The 19343-nt window shown below is 71.5% G+C and carries 16 protein-coding genes; 11 read left to right on the top strand and 5 right to left on the bottom strand.

Features of this window, described 5'->3' with window-relative positions:
- Positions 1 to 88 precede the first annotated feature (88 nt).
- Positions 89 to 979 carry an oxidoreductase gene (locus ACFVQ0_RS00675; protein WP_390083163.1) on the top strand — a complete coding sequence of 297 codons (891 nt, stop codon included), beginning with the start codon at positions 89 to 91 and terminating at the stop codon, positions 977 to 979.
- Positions 980 to 1067: 88 nt separating this feature from the next.
- Here ACFVQ0_RS00675 and ACFVQ0_RS00670 read toward each other — a convergent pair whose 3' ends face one another.
- Complete coding sequence (locus tag ACFVQ0_RS00670) at positions 1068 to 1724, bottom strand: NADPH-dependent F420 reductase (protein ID WP_390083161.1); 657 nt, start codon at positions 1722 to 1724, stop codon at positions 1068 to 1070.
- 211 nt (positions 1725 to 1935) lie between these two features.
- Between ACFVQ0_RS00670 and ACFVQ0_RS00665 the strand changes: the two genes are divergently transcribed.
- From ACFVQ0_RS00665 to ACFVQ0_RS00620, 10 genes are all read left to right on the top strand, one after another.
- Positions 1936 to 2487, top strand: a complete 552-nt coding sequence (locus tag ACFVQ0_RS00665; RefSeq protein WP_390083159.1) for a glycoside hydrolase family 25 protein — start codon at positions 1936 to 1938, stop codon at positions 2485 to 2487.
- Between the two features lie 126 nt (positions 2488 to 2613).
- On the top strand, positions 2614 to 3639 hold the full coding sequence (gene adhP / locus ACFVQ0_RS00660) for an alcohol dehydrogenase AdhP (RefSeq protein ID WP_390083157.1): 1026 nt from the start codon (positions 2614 to 2616) through the stop codon (positions 3637 to 3639).
- Between the two features lie 97 nt (positions 3640 to 3736).
- On the top strand, positions 3737 to 4006 hold the full coding sequence (locus tag ACFVQ0_RS00655; RefSeq protein ID WP_073733859.1) for a hypothetical protein: 270 nt from the start codon (positions 3737 to 3739) through the stop codon (positions 4004 to 4006).
- A 116-nt stretch (positions 4007 to 4122) separates the two neighbouring features.
- On the top strand, positions 4123 to 5658 hold the full coding sequence (locus ACFVQ0_RS00650; RefSeq protein ID WP_390083155.1) for a carboxylesterase/lipase family protein: 1536 nt from the start codon (positions 4123 to 4125) through the stop codon (positions 5656 to 5658).
- Between the two features lie 273 nt (positions 5659 to 5931).
- The gene (locus tag ACFVQ0_RS00645) at positions 5932 to 7080 is read left to right on the top strand and encodes a S1 family peptidase (RefSeq protein ID WP_390085313.1); all 1149 of its coding nucleotides are present in this window, start codon (positions 5932 to 5934) and stop codon (positions 7078 to 7080) included.
- Between the two features lie 509 nt (positions 7081 to 7589).
- Positions 7590 to 9083, top strand: a complete 1494-nt coding sequence (locus ACFVQ0_RS00640; RefSeq protein WP_390083153.1) for a UDP-N-acetylmuramoyl-L-alanyl-D-glutamate--2,6-diaminopimelate ligase — start codon at positions 7590 to 7592, stop codon at positions 9081 to 9083.
- Between the two features lie 259 nt (positions 9084 to 9342).
- Positions 9343 to 10314, top strand: coding sequence for an alpha/beta hydrolase (locus ACFVQ0_RS00635; protein ID WP_390083151.1), 972 nt, complete (start codon positions 9343 to 9345; stop codon positions 10312 to 10314).
- Positions 10307 to 11467, top strand: a complete 1161-nt coding sequence (locus ACFVQ0_RS00630; RefSeq protein ID WP_390083149.1) for an acyltransferase — start codon at positions 10307 to 10309, stop codon at positions 11465 to 11467. Before ACFVQ0_RS00635 ends, ACFVQ0_RS00630 begins: the two co-directional genes overlap by 8 nt.
- A gap of 10 nt (positions 11468 to 11477) precedes the next feature.
- Positions 11478 to 12788: a sensor histidine kinase gene (locus ACFVQ0_RS00625; RefSeq protein ID WP_390083148.1), complete on the top strand. Its 1311-nt coding sequence runs from the start codon at positions 11478 to 11480 to the stop codon at positions 12786 to 12788.
- Positions 12785 to 13453 carry a response regulator gene (locus ACFVQ0_RS00620; RefSeq protein WP_390083146.1) on the top strand — a complete coding sequence of 223 codons (669 nt, stop codon included), beginning with the start codon at positions 12785 to 12787 and terminating at the stop codon, positions 13451 to 13453. Before ACFVQ0_RS00625 ends, ACFVQ0_RS00620 begins: the two co-directional genes overlap by 4 nt.
- Positions 13454 to 13486: 33 nt before the next feature.
- Here the strand turns inward: ACFVQ0_RS00620 and ACFVQ0_RS00615 are convergent, their stop codons facing one another.
- The 4 genes from ACFVQ0_RS00615 to ACFVQ0_RS00600 all read right to left on the bottom strand — a co-directional run bounded on the left by ACFVQ0_RS00615 (position 13487) and on the right by ACFVQ0_RS00600 (position 19249).
- Positions 13487 to 14002 (bottom strand): DUF6630 family protein, encoded by a 516-nt coding sequence (locus ACFVQ0_RS00615; RefSeq protein WP_390083144.1) that lies wholly within the window; start codon positions 14000 to 14002, stop codon positions 13487 to 13489.
- Positions 14003 to 14188: 186 nt separating this feature from the next.
- On the bottom strand, positions 14189 to 15118 hold the full coding sequence (locus ACFVQ0_RS00610; RefSeq protein ID WP_390083142.1) for an LLM class F420-dependent oxidoreductase: 930 nt from the start codon (positions 15116 to 15118) through the stop codon (positions 14189 to 14191).
- 68 nt (positions 15119 to 15186) lie between these two features.
- Positions 15187 to 18402, bottom strand: a complete 3216-nt coding sequence (locus ACFVQ0_RS00605; protein WP_390083140.1) for an alpha-L-rhamnosidase — start codon at positions 18400 to 18402, stop codon at positions 15187 to 15189.
- A gap of 211 nt (positions 18403 to 18613) precedes the next feature.
- A complete protein-coding gene (locus ACFVQ0_RS00600) occupies positions 18614 to 19249 on the bottom strand; it encodes a DUF1707 domain-containing protein (RefSeq protein ID WP_390083138.1) in 636 nt (211 codons plus the stop codon).
- Positions 19250 to 19343 lie beyond the last annotated feature (94 nt).

The raw sequence follows: 19343 nt of genomic DNA, 5'->3' as shown, positions 1-19343 counted from the left end.
CCGGACGGGTCTCTGTCTTGGACCGCCGGGGGAGCCGGATGACATAACTGAACCACCGCAACGAACCCGAGAACAGATGGAGTTGGCCATGAACGCCGAGCACCGTACGAACACCGGACACGCCGCGGCTGCCGGCGACGGGACGCCGGGCCGGGTCTGGCTGATCACCGGCGCCTCCTCCGGATTCGGCCGCGCCATCGCCTCCGCCGCACTCGCCGCCGGGGACACCGTCGTCGCCACTGCCCGCAGGCCCAAGACGCTCGACGACCTCGTCGCCGCGCACCCGGACCGCGCCGTCGCGGTCCAGCTGGACGTCACGGACACGGCGCGCATCGCGGACGTGGTCGCGGACGCCGTGCTCTGGTACGGGCGGATCGACGTGGTGGTCAACAACGCGGGGATGGGGTTGATCGGGGCCGTGGAGGAGACCAGCGACCGCGAGCTGCGTGATCTGATGGACCTGCACTTCTTCGGGCCGGCCGCGCTGGTGCGCGCGGTGCTGCCGCACATGCGCCGCAACGGCTCCGGCGCGATTGTCCAGATGAGCAGCATGGGCGGCCGGTTCACCTTCCCCGGTGTCGGCGCCTATTCGGCCACGAAGTTCGCGCTGGAGGGCCTGTCAGAGGCGCTTGCCGCCGAAGTGGCCCCGCACGGGATCAAGGTGCTGATCGTCGAGCCCGGCTCGTTCCGGACAGGGTTCGCCGGGGGCGGCGCCCTGCACCAGTCGGCGGCGCTGCCCGCGTACGAGGCGACCGTGGGCCCGGTCCGTTCCGATCTCCCGGGCTCGGACGGCAAGCAGGAGGGGGACCCGGCCAAGGCGGCTACAGCGATCCTCGCCGCCCTGGACGCCCCGGACACCCCACTCCGGCTGCCGCTCGGCAACGACGCCACGGACGCGGTGCTCGGCGCCCTCGACGCTTCCCGCGCCGAGGTCCTGACCTGGGAGAAGGTCAGCCGCAGCACCGCCTTCGAGGACTGACGGACCGAACCGCCGGGGCGGGCCCCGAACCCGGTGTCAGGTCAGGATCTCCGCGCCCGGCGTCAGGCCCGGTCCTCCGGGTCCGGTGTCAGGCCCGCCACTCGGCGGTGCGCTCGGGGGACGCCGCGGCCAGGGCCTTCTCGATGGCTGCCGCGTCACCCCGGTCGCCGTACACCGGCGTCCCCGGCTGCTGGCGCCACGACGTGTCGAGCCCTCCGGCGTCCACGGTGTCGAAGCCCAGTTCGTCGATCAGCTCACGGACCGCCGCCTTGGCGGCCGCGTCGTCACCGGCCACCGGGAGAGCCTGCCGGCCGGCGGTGCCGGCCGGCAGGCCCCGGTTGAGGATGTCCTGCGCGTACGTCCCGTTGAAGGCCTTCACGACGGAGTGGCCGATCTGGGTCTCCGTCCAGCGGCTCTCCGGCAGGCCCTCCTCGATGGCGGCGATGCGGCCGTCGCGCTGCGGGTAGTAGTTGCCGGTGTCGATGACCGCGACCCCCTCCGCGGCGGCGTCAAGGAATCCGGCGGGCAGCGCGGGGACGGCCTTGAGCGGCACGGTCACGACCACGACCCGGGCGTCCCGGGCGGCCTCCGCCGCGGTGACCGCGGTGGCGCCGGTCTCCTGGGCCAGCTCGGCGAGTGTCTCCGGGCCGCGTGAGTTGGCGACGGACACCTCATGGCCCAGTGCCGCCAGCCGCCTGGTGAGATTGCCGCCGATGTTTCCCGCGCCAATGATGCCGATCTTCATGGTCCGACCTCCGATGGTGCCCGCGCTGCCTGAATTGGTGCCCGCGTTGCGTGAAATGGCTCCTGCCGGTTCACCAACCCCGTCCGGCCCGGGGCTATTCCGGGTGACGGAGAAACGATTCCTCTACCCCACCGGCGGATGGGACGCGTAAGTCGCGGGCAGTTAACGGATGAGAAAGCGGAATCACCCGGACCACTTGAAGGCGGTGCCCATGCTCCACGGTGTCGACGTCAGTTCCCATCAGTCGTCCATCGATACGGACGGTCTGGACTTTGTCTTCATCAAGGCCACTGAGGGGCGCTCGTACGTCAACCCGCATCTGGCCGAGCAGACCAAACGCGCACGCGACGCGGAATGTGTGGTCGGCTTCTACCACTTCCTGTGGCCCGGGAATATCGCGGCGCAGGCGGCGTACTTCCTGAGCAAGGCACCGGAGAAGGCGGGGGAACTGCTGGCCGTCGACTGGGAGGAGAACGGTGAGGGAACCCGCGCCAGCAACGCAGAGAAGGACCAGTTCATCCGCGAGGTCAAACGGCTGCGGCCGCACCACCGGGTCCTGCTGTACTGCAATCGCTACTTCTGGCTGAACCACGACACCACGTCGTACGCCGGGGACGGTCTGTGGATCGCGGACTACGTCACGGCGGGCAAGCCCCGCATCAAGGCCTCCTGGCGTATTCATCAGTACACCGATCACCCCCTGGACAAGGACGTCGCGGACTTCTCCTCGCGGGCGGCGATGCGCACCTGGGCGAAGGGGTAGCGGCTCGGCCGACGGCGACAAGGGGCGAGATCCGGCCATCCGAAATACTCTGTTACGAGGCTTGTGTGCTCGCGGCGCGTCTTCGCGTGCCGGGCAGGCACACCGCACCGAAGCGGAGGAGTACGCATGAGGGCCGCCGTCGTCCGCAGCTTCACCGAGCCCCTCGTCGTCGAGGACCGGCCGGTCCCCACCCCGGCCGGACACCAGGTCCTGGTCCGCATGGAGGCTTCCGGGCTCTGCCACACCGACATCCACGCGGCCCAGGGGGACTGGCCGGTCAGACCGAGTCCGCCCTTCGTCCCCGGCCATGAGGGGATCGGCATCGTCGAGGCGGCCGGCGACCAGGTCACCCATCTCGCGGTGGGCGACCGGGTGGCCATCCCCTGGCTCGGCGAGGCGTGCGGACACTGCGACCACTGCGTCTCCGGGTGGGAGACGCTCTGTCTGGCGCAGGAGAACAGCGGCTACTCGGTCGACGGCAGCCACGCCGAGTACGCCCTCGCCCACGGGAACTACGTCGTGCCTGTGCCCGACGGCATCGACCCGCTGGACGCGGCGCCCCTGACCTGCGCGGGTGTCACCACCTACAAGGCGGTCAAGCTCTCCGGCGCGCGCCCCGGCACCCGCGCCCTCGTCTCCGGTATCGGCGGACTGGGGCACCTCGCCCTTCAGTACGCGCGGATCTTCGGCGCCGAGACCGTCGCCGTCGACGTCACCGACGAGAAGCTGGCTCTGGCCCGGGAGCTGGGCGCCGATCACGTCATCGACGCCCGCGTCCAGGACGTCGCGGAGGAGACCCGCCGGCTCGGCGGCGCCGACGCGGCGATCTCCCTCGCGGTGAGCAACGAGTCGTTCGGCGCGGCCTACAGCGCGCTGCGCAGGGGCGGCACCCTCGTCCTGGTGGCCCTTCCCGCGGAGGGCAAGCTCGAACTCCCGGTCTTCGACACGGTGCTGAACGGTACGAAGGTCATCGGCTCGATCGTCGGAACCCGTCAGGACCTGACCGAAGTCTTCCAGCTGCACCGGCTCGGCCGCACCCGTGTGGTCCGCGAGAGCCGGGATCTGGCGGACATCAACTCCGCGATCGGCGAAGTCCTCAAGGGGCAGGTGTCCGGACGCCTCGTCTTCGATCTCGGCGGCCCGCCCGCCTGATCGGCGCACCCGCGCCGAGAAGGCGTCCGGGACGGTACCGGGCGCGGCGGCCAGGTCGCTGACCCGTTCGGGCCGCCCCGTGCGGCAGACTTCTGCGGTGACCACAGCCGCGGCTCAGCCGCCTCGTGACCGTGCGCTCGGGCGCGGTATCTCCACTCTCATCCCGCAGGCCGCGACCGCGACCCCGGCCGAACAGGCCGCGGCGGTCCTCACGGCGATGCAGAGCGTTCCGGTGCGGGTCGGCGTGCTCCAGGCGGCCGTGGTGCTGCTTGAGGAGCGGGTCCGTGCGACGAGCGACGACGCGGAACGCGCGGCGGCCGCGACGACCGTGGCGATGCTCCGTACGGCGATCAGCCAGGCCCGCTGATCCAGTACTCCGGCATCGCGGGCGACGGTGAAATCGGTCGCGCGGTGATCGACAACTCTGCCATCCTGATCCCCGCGCCCGGCTGGGGCGGGGGAGTGAAGGACGGCTGAGCGACGTTGACAAGTGTTTTCGAAACGACCTGCGGCCCGGTGCGGGGAAGAGACCCGGACCGGGATGTCGTCGCCGTCCTCGGCATCCCGTACGCCGAGCCGCCCTTCGGGGCGGGCCGGTTCCGGGCGCCGCGACCCCGCGGCCCCTGGGCGGGCATCCGTGACTGCGTGGACTTCGGACCCGTCGCGCCGCAGTCCGCGCAGCTGCCGGACGCACCGGGCTGGTCGCCCGGCGACGAGGACATCCTCAGCCTCAATATCTGGACCCCGGCGTCCGGGAACGCCGTAGCCGGGGCCCGGCTGCCGGTGCTCGTCTGGATCCACGGGGGCGCCTACACCTTCGGTTCCGGTGCCCAGCCGGACTTCGACGGCGCCGCGCTCGCCCGCGCCGGGCTGGTCGTGGTCACCCTCAACTACCGCCTCGGGTTCGAGGGCTTCGGCCATGTTCCTGCCGACGGCCCCGACCCCTGCCCGCCCAACCGCGGGCTGCTCGACCAGATCGCCGCCCTGACATGGGTGCGCCGCGAGATCGCCGCCTTCGGCGGGGATCCGGACAACGTCACCGTGGCAGGGCAGTCCTCCGGAGCCGCGTCGGTGGCCTGCCTGATGGCGATGGACAGCGCACGCGGGTTGTTCCGGCGAGCGATAGCGCACAGCGTGGTCGGCCCCTGCTACTCACCTCAGCTCGCGGAGCACCTCATGGAGAAGGTGGCCGCAGAGGCGGGCGTCCCCGCGACGGCCGCCGGGCTGACGGCCGCCTCGCCGCAGGCGCTGGTGCGAGCATCCGACGCCGTCCTGGACGGATACCGGCAGGACCCGCACTCCGGACGGCACCACTGGGACCCGGTCATCTACGGCCCGGTCGCCGACGGCGTGTGGCTGCGCGGCGACCCGCTCGCCCTCCTGGCCGGCGGGGCGGCCCGCGGCATCGACCTGCTCGTCTGCCACACCACCCAGGAGTACTGGCTGCTGGACGCGGTCGGCAGCAGTGCGAAGGTCACTACAGAGCCACAACTGAGCCGATTCGCGGCGGACTTCGGACTTCCGGATCCGTTGACGCGCGGCTACCGGGCGCTCATGCCGGAAGCCCCCGTGGGCGACGTCCATCTCGCCCTGTACGGGGACCTGATGTTCGGCGAGTACAGCAGCCGGTTCGCCGACGCCCACGCACGGGCGGGCGGGCGCACCTTCCTCTCGCGCTTCGCGCGGCAGCGCGGCGGATCGCAGCCGGTGGCCTACGCCTGGCACTGCGCGGACGTCCCGTTCGCCTTCGGGAACCTCGACAAGGAGAGCGTCCGGTTCCTGATCGGCGGCGCCCCGACGGCCGCCGACCATCACCTCTCGGAGCGGATGGCCGCCGCCTGGGCCGGATTCGCCACCAACGGCGAACCGGGCTGGGAGCCGCTCGCCGCCGACGGTCCGGTCCGGACCTGGGAGACGACGGATACCGGCAGAGCGCCGGCCCCCGCCCACTGGTCGGACAGCGGGACGGTCCGCGCGCTGTGGCGGGGCTTCGACTACCGGCCCCTGCCCCTCCCGTAACCCGCCGCACTCCCGCACCGGGTTCACGGGCTCGCCCCGTGGATCCGGTGCCACCACGACGGCGTGGGTATGTCCCGAAGCGCCGGACGATACGGACGGAGTCGTCCGGCGCCACTCGTGCATTGGCATGGACCTGTAAACAACTCTGGGCTACAGTCCGGAACGGCACACTCTGAGAGCGCTCTCAGACGAGACGCCTCCCGGACGCCTGCTGTTCCTCCCCCACTTCGCCGGAACAACAGAAGGGCCAATGCCTTGAGACGCATCACAGCTCTGAGAACCGCACTGTCCGCCGTGCTCCTCGTCGGAGCCTGGGCGGGCGCGGGCTTCCCCTCCGCCTCCGCCGCCGACACCCCCGCCACCGCCTCCCGCGCCGGTTCCGACGCACTCCCGGCGTCCGCCGGACTGCTCACCGCCATGCAGAAGGACTTCGGGCTGACAGAGAGCCAGGCGAAGGCGAGGCTGTCCGCGGAGAAGACGGCGACCGCCATCCAGGGAAAGGCGGAGCGCGCCGCCGGAGACACCTACGGCGGCTCCTGGTTCGATCCGTCGACGGGCAGCCTCACAGTGGCCGTCACCAGCGCGAAGCAGCGGGCGGCCGTGCGGGCGACCGGTGCCGACGTCCGCCTGGTCACCCACACCGCGCGCCAGCTGGACGCCGTCAAGGCACGGATCGACACGTTCGACGCGCCCGCCGGGGTCAGCAGCTGGCACGTCGACCCGAAGGCCAACAAGGTCGTCGTGAACGTCGTCGCCTCCGCGCAGGATGACAACGATGTCCGCACGTTCGTCGAGAAGGCCCGCGACGCCGGACCGGTCGTCGTGGAACAGACCGCCCGGGCACCGCGGACCTTCGCCGCCGGGACCGTGGGCGGCGACCCGTACTACACCGGCAACGTACGGTGCTCCATCGGCTTCTCCGTCATCGGCGGCTTCGTCACCGCCGGACACTGCGGACAGGCGGGTGCGTCCGTCAGCGGCTGGGACGGCTCCGCCATCGGCAACTTCCAGGGGTCGTCGTTCCCCGGTGACGACTACGCCTGGGTGAGCGTCGGCAACGGCTGGTGGACCGTCCCCGTGGTCATCGGCTGGGGCACCGTCTCCGACCAGCTCGTACGCGGCTCCGCCGTCGCTCCCGTCGGCGCCTCGATATGCCGCTCCGGTTCCACCTCCCACTGGCACTGCGGCAACGTACTGGCCACCAACGACACGGTGAACTACAGCCAGGGCGCCGTCTACGAGATGACCAAGACCAGCGTGTGCGCGGAGCCGGGCGACTCGGGCGGCTCCTTCATCAGCGGCGACCAGGCGCAGGGAGTCACCTCGGGCGGCTGGGGCGACTGCAGCTCGGGTGGCGAGACCTGGCACCAGCCGATCAACGAGATCCTGAACCGGTACGGGCTGACGCTCCACACGGCCTGATGTCCAGCGCGACCTGACGTTCCACCCGGCCCGAGTACCACGCCGGGTACCGGGGGCCTGTCGCGCGGAGTGCCCACTCCGCGCGACAGGCCCTTCGCGTGCGAAAGTTGGCCGGAGCCCTGCCCGCGCCCCACCGGAGCGCCCCCTGCTCCAGGCCGTCACGACGACGGTGATCCCGCGCCGTCCCCAGGACGTACACTCCACTCATGGGTCACATGGATGCGGTGAGGGAGTGCCTGCGACAGGCACCTCACCCGCTGTGCCCCGCAGCCAACCAGGCGCGCTGCCGCGCCCTGCACGGTCACGGCTGACCAGGAACCACCGCCGGCCCCGCGCCGCGCCGTCGTTCCGCTTCCGGCCGCGCCCGCCCACTCCGCCCACGGAGCTCTTCCACCGCTTTCGCTGCGTACACAGCGGCATCCCACACCATGCGCGGCTCCCGAGGAGCTCCGTCGGCAACCCCGGCGGCGCCCGCCGGGGGCCCAGCCGCATCTTCGAGAGGACCCCGCATGAATCTGAGGGAGTTGCTGGCCGGGCACGATCACGAGGTACTCCTCGGTGACCCGGAGACCCCGATCACCGCCGGAGCCTGCTTCGACGCCCACCGCGTGACACCGGGTTCGCTCTACATCGCCGTTCCCGGCCACCGCGAAGGCGGCCCGGAGGCCGTCGGCCCGGCACTCGCGCGGGGTGCCGTGGCGGTGTTGGTGGGCAACGAGGGGCCGGACATTTTGGCGGCGGTGCGGGCGTCCCCCGGCGGCGCGTGCGTGGTGCGGGTGGCGGACACGCGTACGGCGGCCGCGGTGGTCACCTCCCGCTACCACGGAGAGCCCGGCCGGAGCATGGACATGGTGGCCGTCACCGGTACCAACGGGAAGACCTCGGTCTCGTACATGGTCGAGTCCGTACTCAGGATCGCCGAGGGCGCGCGGGTCGGCGTGATCGGCACCGCCGGCAGCCGGATCGGTGACGAGCTCATCCCGATGCCGCGCTCCGTCCTCACCACACCTGAGTCACCGGACTTCCAGTACCTCCTGGGGCACATGCGCGACCACGAGGTCGGCACGGTCGTGCTGGAGGCCACCTCGATGGGTCTCCTGCACCACCGGGTGGACCGCGGCTTCCTCGACGTGGGCATCTTCACCAACCTCACCCAGGACCACCTGGACGACCACGGCACCATGGAGAACTACCGCGACGCCAAACTCCGCCTCTTCCAGGGGCTTTGCGAGAGGGCCGTGGTCAACGCGGACGACCCGGTGGGCGCCGCCATCGCCCCGACGATGCCGGGCAGGGTCACCACGTACGGCATCGACGCCGAGGCCGACTACCGGGCCACGGACCTGAGCATGAACGCCTTCGGCACCCGCTTCACCCTCCACCACGAGGGCAGCAAGTACCCGGCCGCGATCCCCGTCCCCGGACGGTTCTCCGTGTCCAACGCACTGGCCTCGGTGGCCGCCTGTCACCTCCTGGGCCACGATCTGGCCGGACTGGTGGCCGCACTCGACCGGATGCCACCCGTCCCCGGCCGGCTGGAGCGCTTCGAGACGCCGCGCGGCACCGCGGTGATCGTGGACTACGCCCACTCGCCGGACTCCCTGGACAAGGTCCTCGGCGCGGTCCGGGACTTCTCGCGGGGCGGCCGGGTCATCACGGTCTTCGGCTGCGGCGGAGACCGGGACGTCACCAAGCGGGCCCGGATGGGCGAGATCGCCGGAACCCGCTCCGACCTCTGCGTCCTGACCTCGGACAACCCCAGGAACGAGGACCCCGAAGCGATCATGGACCAGATCGTTCCGGGCCTGGAGGCCACCGGAACCAGGTTCGAACGCCGCGCGGACCGGCGCTCCGCGATCGCCTTCGCCCTGGAGAGCGCGGGCCCCGACGACATCGTGCTGGTGGCGGGCAAGGGCAGCGAGCCGTACCAGATCGTCGGCGAACAGCTGATCCCGTTCAGCGACATGGCGACGGTGCGCGAACTCGCCGCCCTCCAGGGCTGACAGCGGGCCCCCCGGAAGCCCGCGCGCGTCAGGCCGGCCCGAGCTCCACCGGCCCCAAGCCTTCGCTCTCCGGCCGGCCCGTGCGCGTACAGCGGCCCGCCGAAGGCTCCCTGAGCGCCGGTCAACCTTCCGGAGACCCGTAGTACTTGGGAGCTACGTGACAGGTGCGGTCCCGGGAGGGACGCCGACGACAGGGCGCGGTCCATAACTTCGTACCGGATGCGATTCACGCATCCGGTACGGAAGGACCCCAGCCCCCATGCCCGTCCGCCTCCGCAACAGCCGGCTGCGCCGCACCCTGCTGGCCGCGCTCATCGCCGCCTCGGTCGCCGCCCCCGTGTCCGGAGCCTCCAGCCCCGCGGCGGTCCCGGCACCCGCCCCGGCGCCGCTCCCCCCGCTGCGGGACGCCGCTCGGGGCACCCTCGACGCCCGGTACGCCGCCACCCGCGACGGCGTCCTGGCCGCCGGGCGCATGGCCGCGCGTCACGGGGACCGGAAGCGGGCCGCCGCGCTGCGCGGGATGGCGGACCCCCGTCGCCACTTCCTCCTCTTCGACGGCCGCGACGGCGGCCGCACAGCCGAGGTGTTCGGAGATCTGACGCGGGCCGAGCGGATCGCCGTACTGGTGCCCGGCGCCGATACCAACCTCGACCGGTACTGGCGACTGAGGAACGACTCCACCGCCCTGCGAAGGGAGTTGGGGCCGAAGGCCGCCGTCGTCGCATGGCTCGGCTACCGGACACCGGCCACGGTGAGCCCGGCGGCGCTCACCACCGGACGGGCCGACACGGCGGCACCCGGGCTGACCCGGTTCGCGGACGAACTGCACACGGTCAGGCCGGCCGCCAGGATCTCCCTGCTCTGCCACTCCTACGGCTCGGTCGTATGCGCCCGAGCCGCGCCCGGCCTGCGGGGAGTGGCCGCCCTCGTCCTCTACGCCAGCCCCGGCACGGGTGCCGGCGACGTCCGTGCCCTGCACACCCGTGCCACCGTCTGGGCGGGCAGGGCAACGGCGGACTGGGTGGCGGACGTTCCGCACACCCGGCTCCGCCTCCCCTTCGTCTCGATCGGCTTCGGAGCGGACCCCGTGTCACCGGGGTTCGGCGCCCGCGTCTTCGACGCGGGAACTGGCGGGCACAGCGACTATCTCAAGCCCGGCTCCCGGTCGTTGAAGAACATCGCCCGCATCGTCTCGGGCACCGAGCCCTCCGGGGGGAGCCGGCATGCGTGAGCTCATCGAGCGGATCGAAGCCGCGACCCCGTCCCACCGCGACCGGGCTGTCGACGCGCTGCGTGCCCTCGCCATCCTCGGAGTCGTGCTCGGCCACTGGCTGGTGACCGCCATGGTCGTCGACAGCGGCAGCGTCCACGCCGCGAGCCCGCTCCAGCGGACACCCGAACTCGCCCCGGTCTCCTGGGTGTTCCAGACCCTCGCGGTGTTCTTCCTGGTGGGCGGTGAGGTGGCGGCCAAGAGCTATGAGTCGTCCCGCGCCCGTGGCGCCACCTACGGTCACTGGCTCGGCGCCAGGACCGCCCGGCTGTTCCGGCCGGTCGCGGCGCTGCTGGTGGTCTGGACCGTGACGGCCGGCACGATGTTCGTCTCCGGAGTCGGCTACGACAATCTGCACGCCCTGCTCAAACTGGTGCTCTCACCCCTGTGGTTCCTGCTGGTCTTCGCCGGGCTCACCGCGCTGACCCCGCTCGTCGCCCGCCTCCACCCGCTGTGGCCCGTCGTCGTGGTCATCCACGTCGACATCATCAGGCTGGGACTCGACGGCCCCGCCCGGCTCGGCTGGATCAACGTGGCCGCGGGCTGGCTGGTGCCGTACTGCCTCGGAACCGCCTGGGCCCGTGGGGAACTGCGGTCGCGTACGACCGGCTGGACCCTGCTCATCGGCGGCGCGACCGCCACCGCGCTGCTGGTCCTCCTCGCCGGATACCCCGCCTCCATGGTCGGCGTACCGGGCGCGGGCATCTCCAACCTCGACCCGCCGACCCTGGCCGCCGTCACCTTCGGACTGGCTCAGTGCGGGGCGGCACTGCTCCTGTCGGGGCCACTGCGGCGGATCCTCGTGAGGCCTGCCGCCTGGGCGGCGGTGGCGCTGGTCAACCTCAGCGCCATGACCGTCTTCCTCTGGCACCAGACGGCGATGCTCGCGGTCACCGCGACCGGGCTCCTCACCGGACGCACCCTGCCCGGGCTGCACACCCGCCCGGACGGGGCGCAGTGGATCATCGCCCGGCTCCTGTGGCTGCCGGTCTTCGCCGTCGCGCTGACGGCGTGCTGGGCGGCGTTCAGAACGTACGAACAGCGCCGGCGGGGACGGACCACGGTGGTGCGGGAAGGACGACCCACTAGTGCTTGCGAGACACACCGTGCCTAGAGTGACAGCCATGCACAGGCTATGGGCGGGAGCCGGGGCGCAGCTGACGGAGCGTCTGAGAGCCCTCCCGCGCAGCCTCGTCCACGATCTGTGGACCACTGCCGTCGATCCTCCGCCCCGGCCGGACCGGCCCTCGCTGCACGACTGGCTCCCCGCCTTCCTGCTGCCGCTCGTGGTGTGCACGGTGCCGCTCGCGGTCTTCAGCATCAACACGCTCGTGGCGCAGTACGGAATGGACAACCGCAGCGCCGTACTCCTCGGCGTACTGCAGTCCGTGGCATTCATCGCCGCCCTGTACCGACCGGTGCCGGCCTGGTGGGCGGTGACCACCGTCATGATCGTGGTCGCGCTGACCGCGCGGCCCCAGGACGGCGACGGCTCGATTCCCTGGACCGTGTCCGGAACCGTCGCGCAGGCGGGGGTGCTGCTGGTGATGGCGCTGCGACTGCGGCCCAGGGTCGGTGTCGAGGCCCTCGTCCTCTGCGTGCTGGCGGGGCTGGTCTGCAACCCCGCCGACTTCGTGCGTCCGACAGTCGACACACGGGTCGCCGTGGCCGTCCTCGTCGCGGCCGTCGTGGTCGGTGTGGCGCTGCGTGGCCGTCAGGTCGCCCGCACCGAACTCGTGGTTCAGGAAGAACGCACGGAGCAGGAGCGCAGCCGCCGCACCCTCCTGGAGGAGCGCAACCGCATCGCCCGCGAACTCCACGACGTGGTCGCCCATCACATGTCGGTGATCTCCATCCAGGCGCAGGTCGCCCCGCACCTCGTGGAGCACCCCTCCGACGAGCTCAAGGAGAACCTCGCGGGTATCCGTGAGAACGCCGTCGACGCACTCACCGAACTGCGACGCGTCCTGGGCGTCCTCCGCTCGGAGGACACGCTGTCCGCCGAGGCGCGACACAGCCCCCAGCCCACCCTCGACCGCCTGCCCGAACTGCTCGACAACGTGCGAGGGGCAGGCCTCAGGGCCACGACCGAGCTCACCGGCACACCGCGGCCCCTCCCGCCCGGCGTCGATCTCTCCGCGTTCCGGATCGTCCAGGAATCCCTCAGCAACGCCATCCGGCACGCGCCCGGGACGGCGGTGCACGTCAAGATCGCCTACCGGCCCGGCTGCCTCGCCGTCCGCATCACCAACACGGCGCCGGAAGACCCGGCCCCGCCCCCGCGCGCCATCGGCCACGGGCTGCTCGGCATGCGGGAACGCACTGCCATGCTGGGCGGGGACTTCGCCAACGGGGCCACTCCCGAAGGCGGTTACGAGGTCGTGGCGATACTTCCCCTGGAGGAACCCGCACTTTCCCTGGAGGAACCCGTATGAGCATCCGCGTGATCATCGCCGACGACCAGATGATGGTCCGCCAGGGGTTCACGGTCCTGCTCGACGCCGAGCCGGATATCGAGGTGGTCGGTCAGGCGGTCGACGGCCTGGACGCCGTGGCCAAGGTCGCCGAACTCGCCCCGGACGTGGTGCTGATGGACATCCGCATGCCCGGCGTCGGCGGCATCGAGGCCACGCGCCGCATCACGGAACCCGCCGGGTCCACGGTGAAGGTCCTCGTCCTGACCACATTCGACCTGGACGAGTACGTGTACGAGGCCCTGCGCGCGGGTGCCTCCGGATTCCTCCTCAAGGACGCCTCCGCGGCCGAACTCGCGGAGGCCGTCCGGGTGGTGGCCGCCGGTGACGCCCTCCTCGCCCCGAGCATCACCAAGCGCGTGATCGCGGAGTTCTCCCGCGTCACCCGGACACTCCGCATCCCGGAGCGGGGCCGGGCGGGCGACCTGACGGAACGCGAGACCGAGGTCCTGGCGCTCATCGCGCAGGGACTCTCCAACGCCGAGATAGCCGTGCACCTGGTGGTCGCGGAACAGACGGTCAAGACCCACGTCGGCCGCATCCTGGTCAAGCTGGGACTCCGGGACAGGACCCAGGCCGCGGTGTTCGCCTACGAGACCGGCCTGATACGCCCGTCCGGCCGGTGAAGCCCCCGGATCGGCTACGGCCCGACACGGCGGTCAGACGCCGAAACCCCGTGCGGTGAAGCCCGCGCGGGCAGCGAGCGAGGCCAGCTCCTCCACCCGCGCGGCCCGCAGGCACACCACCGGATAGCAGTCGGACTCGATGTCGAGAACGGCGAGCGCCGCTCCGACGTCGCGGAAACACCGGCCGCACGCTTCCAGGAAGTCATGGGTCGGCAGACCCATGACATCCGCCCCGACCAGTACCCAGGGGTCCACAGACGGCCGGGAGGCGAGCCCACGCAGCCGGGACCGGATCTCGTGGGAGTCCTCCTTCCAGTCCAGCTCCGCCAGCAACCGGTGCTCGGACAGCGCGTCGACGAGCGCTATCCACGCGAGGCCGGGAACGGGCCCCTCGATGCCCCGGTCCGCCAGCGTGTCGGCGTGGTCGCGTACGTAGCCCGCCGGGTCGTCGTGGGCGTGAAGCACCCGTGCGGCGACAGCCCCATGGGCCGGAGCGAGCAAAGCCGCGACAGCGGCCAGGGAGGTACGGGGTTCGTCGGTGCCCGACATCGTGCGCTCCTTCGGCGGCCGTCGGACCGCGTCCGGTCGACCGCGTTCGGCCGGGTGAATCCGGCTGCGCGATCCCAGGGCGGGATTCGGGCAGCCGGATTCCGGCAGTGTGCTGAGGACGCCCGGTCCGGCGCCCTCAGAAAACCCTGCCACGGGGGTACGACAACGAGCCCCGGACGGACGGGCTCAGACCCCCGCTGCCCGCGCCGCCTCGTACACCTCGGTCGCCACGTCGATGAGCTCCGTGGCGTCACGCGTGGTGCCCTGGAGGTCCAGCATGATCTCCGTGACGCCGGTGGCGGCGTGTGCCACCAGGTCCTCGACGATCTGCGCCACACTTCCCTGGAACGGCTGCCGGTCGTCGCCCTCCACCGGCTTGGCGCTGTACCGCGCGTTCGCGCGGGCGCAGACGGCGAGCGGCCGCTCCCGACCACGCTCGGCGGCGGCGTCCTGCACCCGCTGCCACTGCTCGGCCAAGGCCGACGCCCCCATGGCCACGGGCATCCAGCCGTCCGCCCGGTCGACCAGCCGGCGAACGGCCCGGGGGCCGCTCGCCGCGAGGAGGACCGGGATCGGGCGGGCGGGCTTCGGCCCCACCACGGACGGGGCGATCGTGGTCAGGGTCCCCTCGTACGAGACGGGGTCAGGCCCCCAGACGGCCGCGAACACGTCCAGCAGCTCGTCCAGCACCGCGCCGCGCTGCTCGAAGGGAGCGACGGACGCGGCGGCGTACTCGTCCAGGGACCAGCCCGTCCCCAGCCCCGCGACCACCCGGCCACCGCTGGCGGCGTCCAGCGAGGCGAGCGAGCGGGCCAGCTGGAAGGGGATGTGGAGCGGCGCGACGAGAACGCTGGTGCCGAGCCGGGCGCGGTCGGTGGCCGAGGCGGCGAGCGTCATGGTGATCAACGGATCCGCGACGCCCCGGTAGTGGTCCGGCCAGGCCAGGCCCGGTACTCCGTAAAGGCCTTGGGTGGCCGGTTCGGGAAACAGAACCCGCTCGAAGACCCACAGACTCTCGTAGCCGGCCGCTTCTGCGGCCCTTGCCACGTCGGGCACGTCGCGGCCGATGTCGTACTGCTTCATCTGCGGAAGGCCAAGACCGAGCGGGATCGGCATACGACTGTCTCCCTCTATGAGATGTATGGGACAACTACCTTACGACGGAGTCCCGCTGACAGGGTGTCCTAGCCGGTGAAGTGATGGCTCCCGGAGCCGACCCGGTACACCGCGCAGCCCTCCTCCTCGCGCAGGAACGTGGCGTGGGTGTGGGTGACCGAGTCCGGGGCGTCCGAGGGGACCCACACCTCCGCGGTCGTGTTGGGAGGCACGGTGCAGCGCAGATCGATGGAGCCCGAGCGCAGTTTCCACCGGGTGGAGACGGGTCCGTAGACCGAGGCGAACGTGGCGCGGGCGGATGTGACGTCGCCGCCCGGCCGGGGCCGGATGACGATCTCGCGGAAGCCGGGCCGGCCCGCCGCGATGCCCGCGATGTTCGTGTACATCCACTCACCGACCGAACCGTAGGCGTAGTGGTTGAAGGAGTTCATGTCCGGGGTCTGGAATCCGCCGTCCGGCTGGATGGAGTCCCATCGCTCCCACATGGTGGTGGAGCCCTTGTCGATCTGGTAGCCCCAGCTGGGGAAGGAGCGCTGCTGGAGCAGGCGGTAGGCGACATCGGTGTGCCCGGTGTCGGTGAGGACGGGCAGCAGCCTGGGCGTACCGAGGAAGCCCGTCGACAGGTGCCAGTCCTTGGCCTCGATCAGTGCGACGAGCCGGTCCGCCGCCGCCGTGCGCAGGGAGTCGGGCAGCAGGTCCATCGACAGGGAGAGGACGTACGCCGTCTGGGTGTCGCCCTTCACCCGCCCCTCCGGGGTGACGTACGCGGCCTGGAACGCCGTGCGTATCCGGGTGAAGAGGTCGACGAACGGTGCCGGATCCTCGCCCAGCTCCGTCGCCGTCCGGGCCGCCAGGTCGGCACTGTGCGCGAAGTACGCGGTGGCGATGACGTCCTTCGGCGTCTCGTCGGAGACGTTCAGCCAGTCGCCGTAACCGGCGGCCGGCCGCAGCAGGCCGTCGCTGTTCTTCTCCAGGTACGCCAGCCAGGCCCGGATCGACGGCCAGGCGTCCTTGAGGACCTGCCGGTCCCCGTACGCCCGGTACAGCGACCACGGGACGGTGACGCCCGCGTCGCCCCAGCCGGCCGCGCCGTTCCCGACGTTGCCGACAATGGGCGCCACGTCGGTGAAGGAGCCCTCCGCGGTCTGGGCGTCGCGCAGGTCGACGAGCCACTTGGTGAGGAAGCGGGCCGACTCCATCGTGTACGCGGCCGTCGGCGCGAAGACGTTGATGTCGCCCGTCCACCCCAGACGCTCGTCGCGTGCGGGCGTGTCCGTGGGGATGGAGAGGAAGTTGCCGCGCTGGCCCCAGGTGATGTTGCTGTGCAGCTTGTTGAGCATGGGGACGTCGGTCTCGAACTCGAAGGTGAACGGGGCGGACGTGTGCATCACGCGACCGGTCAGCGCACTGGCCGGGGGAGCGACGGGCAGTCCGGTCACCTCGACATAGCGGAACCCGTGGAAGGTGAAGCGGGGTTCGTACGTCTCGGAGCGGCCGCCCTTGAGGACATAGGTGTCGGTCGCCGCGGCGCTGCGGAGATTCGCGGTGTAGACCGTGCCGTCGGGATTGAGGACCTCGGCATGGCGCAGCCGCACCGTCGTGCCCGCGTCGCCCGACAGCCGCAGCCGCACCGAGCCGACCATGTTCTGGCCCAGGTCGTAGACGAAGACGCCGGGCGAGGGCTCGGTCACCTTCCTGGCGGGAAGCTCCTTCGCCACCCGTACCGGGCCGTCCAGTTGCGCGACGACCAGGCGGGGCGCGTCCTCGCCCGCGCCGCTGACCTCGGACCAGGTGCGGTCGTCGAAGCCCGGCGAGGTCCAGCCGGGGGTCTCCTTGCGCGCGTCGTACGTCTCCCCGCCGAGGAGGTCGGCGGAGAGGATCGGTCCGGCGGCGGCCCGCCAGTCCGTGCCCGACGTGATCCGCTTCTTCGTGCCGTCCGTGAACTCGATCTCCAACTGCGCAAGCAGGGCCGGGCGTTCGCCGTACTGATGAGGCCCGAACATGCCGACGTTGCCCGTATACCATCCCGGCGCCACATACGCGCCGATGGCGTTCGCACCGGGCCGCAGGAGCTCGGTGACGTCGTACGTCTGGTACTGGACGCGCTCGCGGTAGTCCGTCCAGCCGGGAGCGAGCTGATCGCGTCCCACCCGGCGGCCGTTGAGATGGGCCTCGTACAGGCCGAGAGCCGTCGCGTACAGCCGCGCCCGTGCGATCTTCTTGCGCGGCAGCTCGAACCCGTGCCGCAGCTGGTTGGCCGCGAACAGGGCGGGAACGACCTTGCCCCACGGTCCGGCTCCCCACGCGGCGGCCACCTTCGCCGCCGGCCAGCCGCTGTCGTCGAAGCCGGGCCCGCGCCAGCCTTCGGCGGGCTCCTCGTCCGTCGACTTCCAGGAGGCGTCGGTGACGATGCTCTGCTCGCCGGACGCGGTGCGCAGGGCGAGCACGGCGATCAGACCGGCGGCCCCTTCGCTCGCGTTGGCCGCCGACACCGCGAGGACGTTCGTGCCGGTGCGCAGCTGCGCCAGGACGTCGATCACCGCGGGACGGCGCCAGCCGTCGTTGTCGGTCGCGAGTTCCGTGCGCGCCACTTCGGTGCCGTTCACCGAGACCGTGTACACGTTGTCCGCGCTGATGGCGAGGGTCGCCGCGGTGATCCCGTCCGCGAGATCGACCGTGTGACGGAACCAACGGGTGCCCTCAGGGACGCTGTTGGCCGGGTCCCCCTCGGGGAACCAGATCCAGGAGCTGTTCTCCAGCGAGGGCGCGTCGGTGAGGGCCGGGGGAGCGGACACCCATGCGGCGGACCACTCGGCGGGGTCCATGAGGCCGGTCTCCCACCACGAGGGCGCGCTCCAGCCGGACTCCCCACCGGCCGTGTCCCACACCCGCACGGACCAGAAGTAGCGAGTCCGAGGCTTGAGCCCCGGCCCCGCGTAGGGGACGAGGACGGACTCGCCGGACAGCACCTTTCCGCTGTCCCAGATGTCCGGGTGCGACAGCCGGGACGCGCTGGACGCGACCCGGAGCTGATAGGCGCTCTGCCGGACGTCCGGCTCGTCCGAGGCGACCGGCCAGCTGAGCCGTGGGTGTCGCGCGTCGAGCCCCAGGGGGTGCGACACGTACTCGACGGTCGGCGCGGTGACACGTGGCGCACCGCGCCGCACAGGTGCCTTGGCCGGCACCGGCACCGGCGCCGGAGCTGCCGCGGCCGGTACGACTCCGGCCGCCACGGCGCCCACCGTGGCAGCGGCGCTCGTCAGGATGTTCCGCCTGCTGATCAATGCGGCCCCTCACAGAGAAGTGATGAATCGATTCACAGAGTGGACGTAGCTGAACGTAGAGGCGCACGGGGTGTGGGTCAATGAGCGTGCAGCGAGTTTCTCGACGGGGCCTTGATCGGGCACGCGTCATTCATGTGCGTTGCCGAATAGGTGAGTTCGTCGATTGAACGGTTTCAATCAATCGGGAGAGCGGCAGCGGCCAAGGCCCGGCTCAGCTGCCGAGCCTGCCGGGTGTGCGGCGCAGCCGCTCCGAGAGCTTCCGCCGCGGGGGTCGGGCGGTGAAGTCGCCGCCCCGGGACTGTCCGGCCACGAGCACGCGCAGGGCGGTGGGAACGTCGGCCTCCGACGCCGGGCGGATCTTGATGTCGCCACTGCTGCGTTCCAGGCCGTCGGCATCGACCACGATCCCGGGCCTGGTCACCAGGGTCAGGTTTCCCCCGATCCGCAGGTCGACATCGATGTGCAGGGTGCTGTGCGTGATCAGCGCGTCGGTGAAGTCGAGCTTCGCGTCGCAGAACATCAGGCGGATCTCCATCCGGCGCGGAACCAGCCAGCGTCCGGTGCGTGAGACATCGCCGAACCGCTGGTCGATCCGGACCAGATCCTTGGCCTGCGGAGGCATCCCCTCCGAGGGCAGGTCGGCCGTCAGCCGGGCCAGCTCGCCGGCGGTGCGGGCGGACAGTGCCGCGTCCAGGCGTTCGTCCAGCTCGGCGGCGGTGAGCCGGCCGTCGCCCGCGGCGATCTGGAGGATCTCCACGACCTGGTCCCGGTCCCGGTCGGACGCCCGCATGTCGGGCCTTGCGCTGGATCCGGAGGAGTCGCCGGTCGGCCTGAGTTCACCCGTCATACCGGCATTGTGGTGCACCGCCCGGAGGGCCGCAACGTCGACGATCACTCTCCTGCCGAGTCCCAAGTCCCGCTTCCCGTAGTTCTCCTGACAC

This window comes from Streptomyces sp. NPDC057900, from assembly GCF_042887885.1.
Lineage (GTDB): Bacteria > Actinomycetota > Actinomycetes > Streptomycetales > Streptomycetaceae > Streptomyces.
The sequence above is the reverse complement of the archived record's forward strand: the minus strand, read 5'-3'. Positions and strand labels throughout refer to the sequence as shown.

Bases quoted from the DNA above. Each gene is read 5' to 3' on its own strand.
- ACFVQ0_RS00635 (WP_390083151.1), top strand. From the start codon at position 9,343: ATGCCCGTCCGCCTCCGCAACAGCCGGCTGCGCCGCACCCTGCTGGCC.
- ACFVQ0_RS00665 (WP_390083159.1), top strand. From the start codon at position 1,936: ATGCTCCACGGTGTCGACGTCAGTTCCCATCAGTCGTCCATCGATACG.
- adhP (WP_390083157.1), top strand. From the start codon at position 2,614: ATGAGGGCCGCCGTCGTCCGCAGCTTCACCGAGCCCCTCGTCGTCGAG.
- ACFVQ0_RS00640 (WP_390083153.1), top strand. From the start codon at position 7,590: ATGAATCTGAGGGAGTTGCTGGCCGGGCACGATCACGAGGTACTCCTC.
- ACFVQ0_RS00670 (WP_390083161.1), bottom strand. From the start codon at position 1,724: ATGAAGATCGGCATCATTGGCGCGGGAAACATCGGCGGCAATCTCACC.
- ACFVQ0_RS00625 (WP_390083148.1), top strand. From the start codon at position 11,478: ATGCACAGGCTATGGGCGGGAGCCGGGGCGCAGCTGACGGAGCGTCTG.
- ACFVQ0_RS00615 (WP_390083144.1), bottom strand. From the start codon at position 14,002: ATGTCGGGCACCGACGAACCCCGTACCTCCCTGGCCGCTGTCGCGGCT.
- ACFVQ0_RS00630 (WP_390083149.1), top strand. From the start codon at position 10,307: ATGCGTGAGCTCATCGAGCGGATCGAAGCCGCGACCCCGTCCCACCGC.
- ACFVQ0_RS00620 (WP_390083146.1), top strand. From the start codon at position 12,785: ATGAGCATCCGCGTGATCATCGCCGACGACCAGATGATGGTCCGCCAG.
- ACFVQ0_RS00610 (WP_390083142.1), bottom strand. From the start codon at position 15,118: ATGCCGATCCCGCTCGGTCTTGGCCTTCCGCAGATGAAGCAGTACGAC.
- ACFVQ0_RS00600 (WP_390083138.1), bottom strand. From the start codon at position 19,249: ATGACGGGTGAACTCAGGCCGACCGGCGACTCCTCCGGATCCAGCGCA.
- ACFVQ0_RS00675 (WP_390083163.1), top strand. From the start codon at position 89: ATGAACGCCGAGCACCGTACGAACACCGGACACGCCGCGGCTGCCGGC.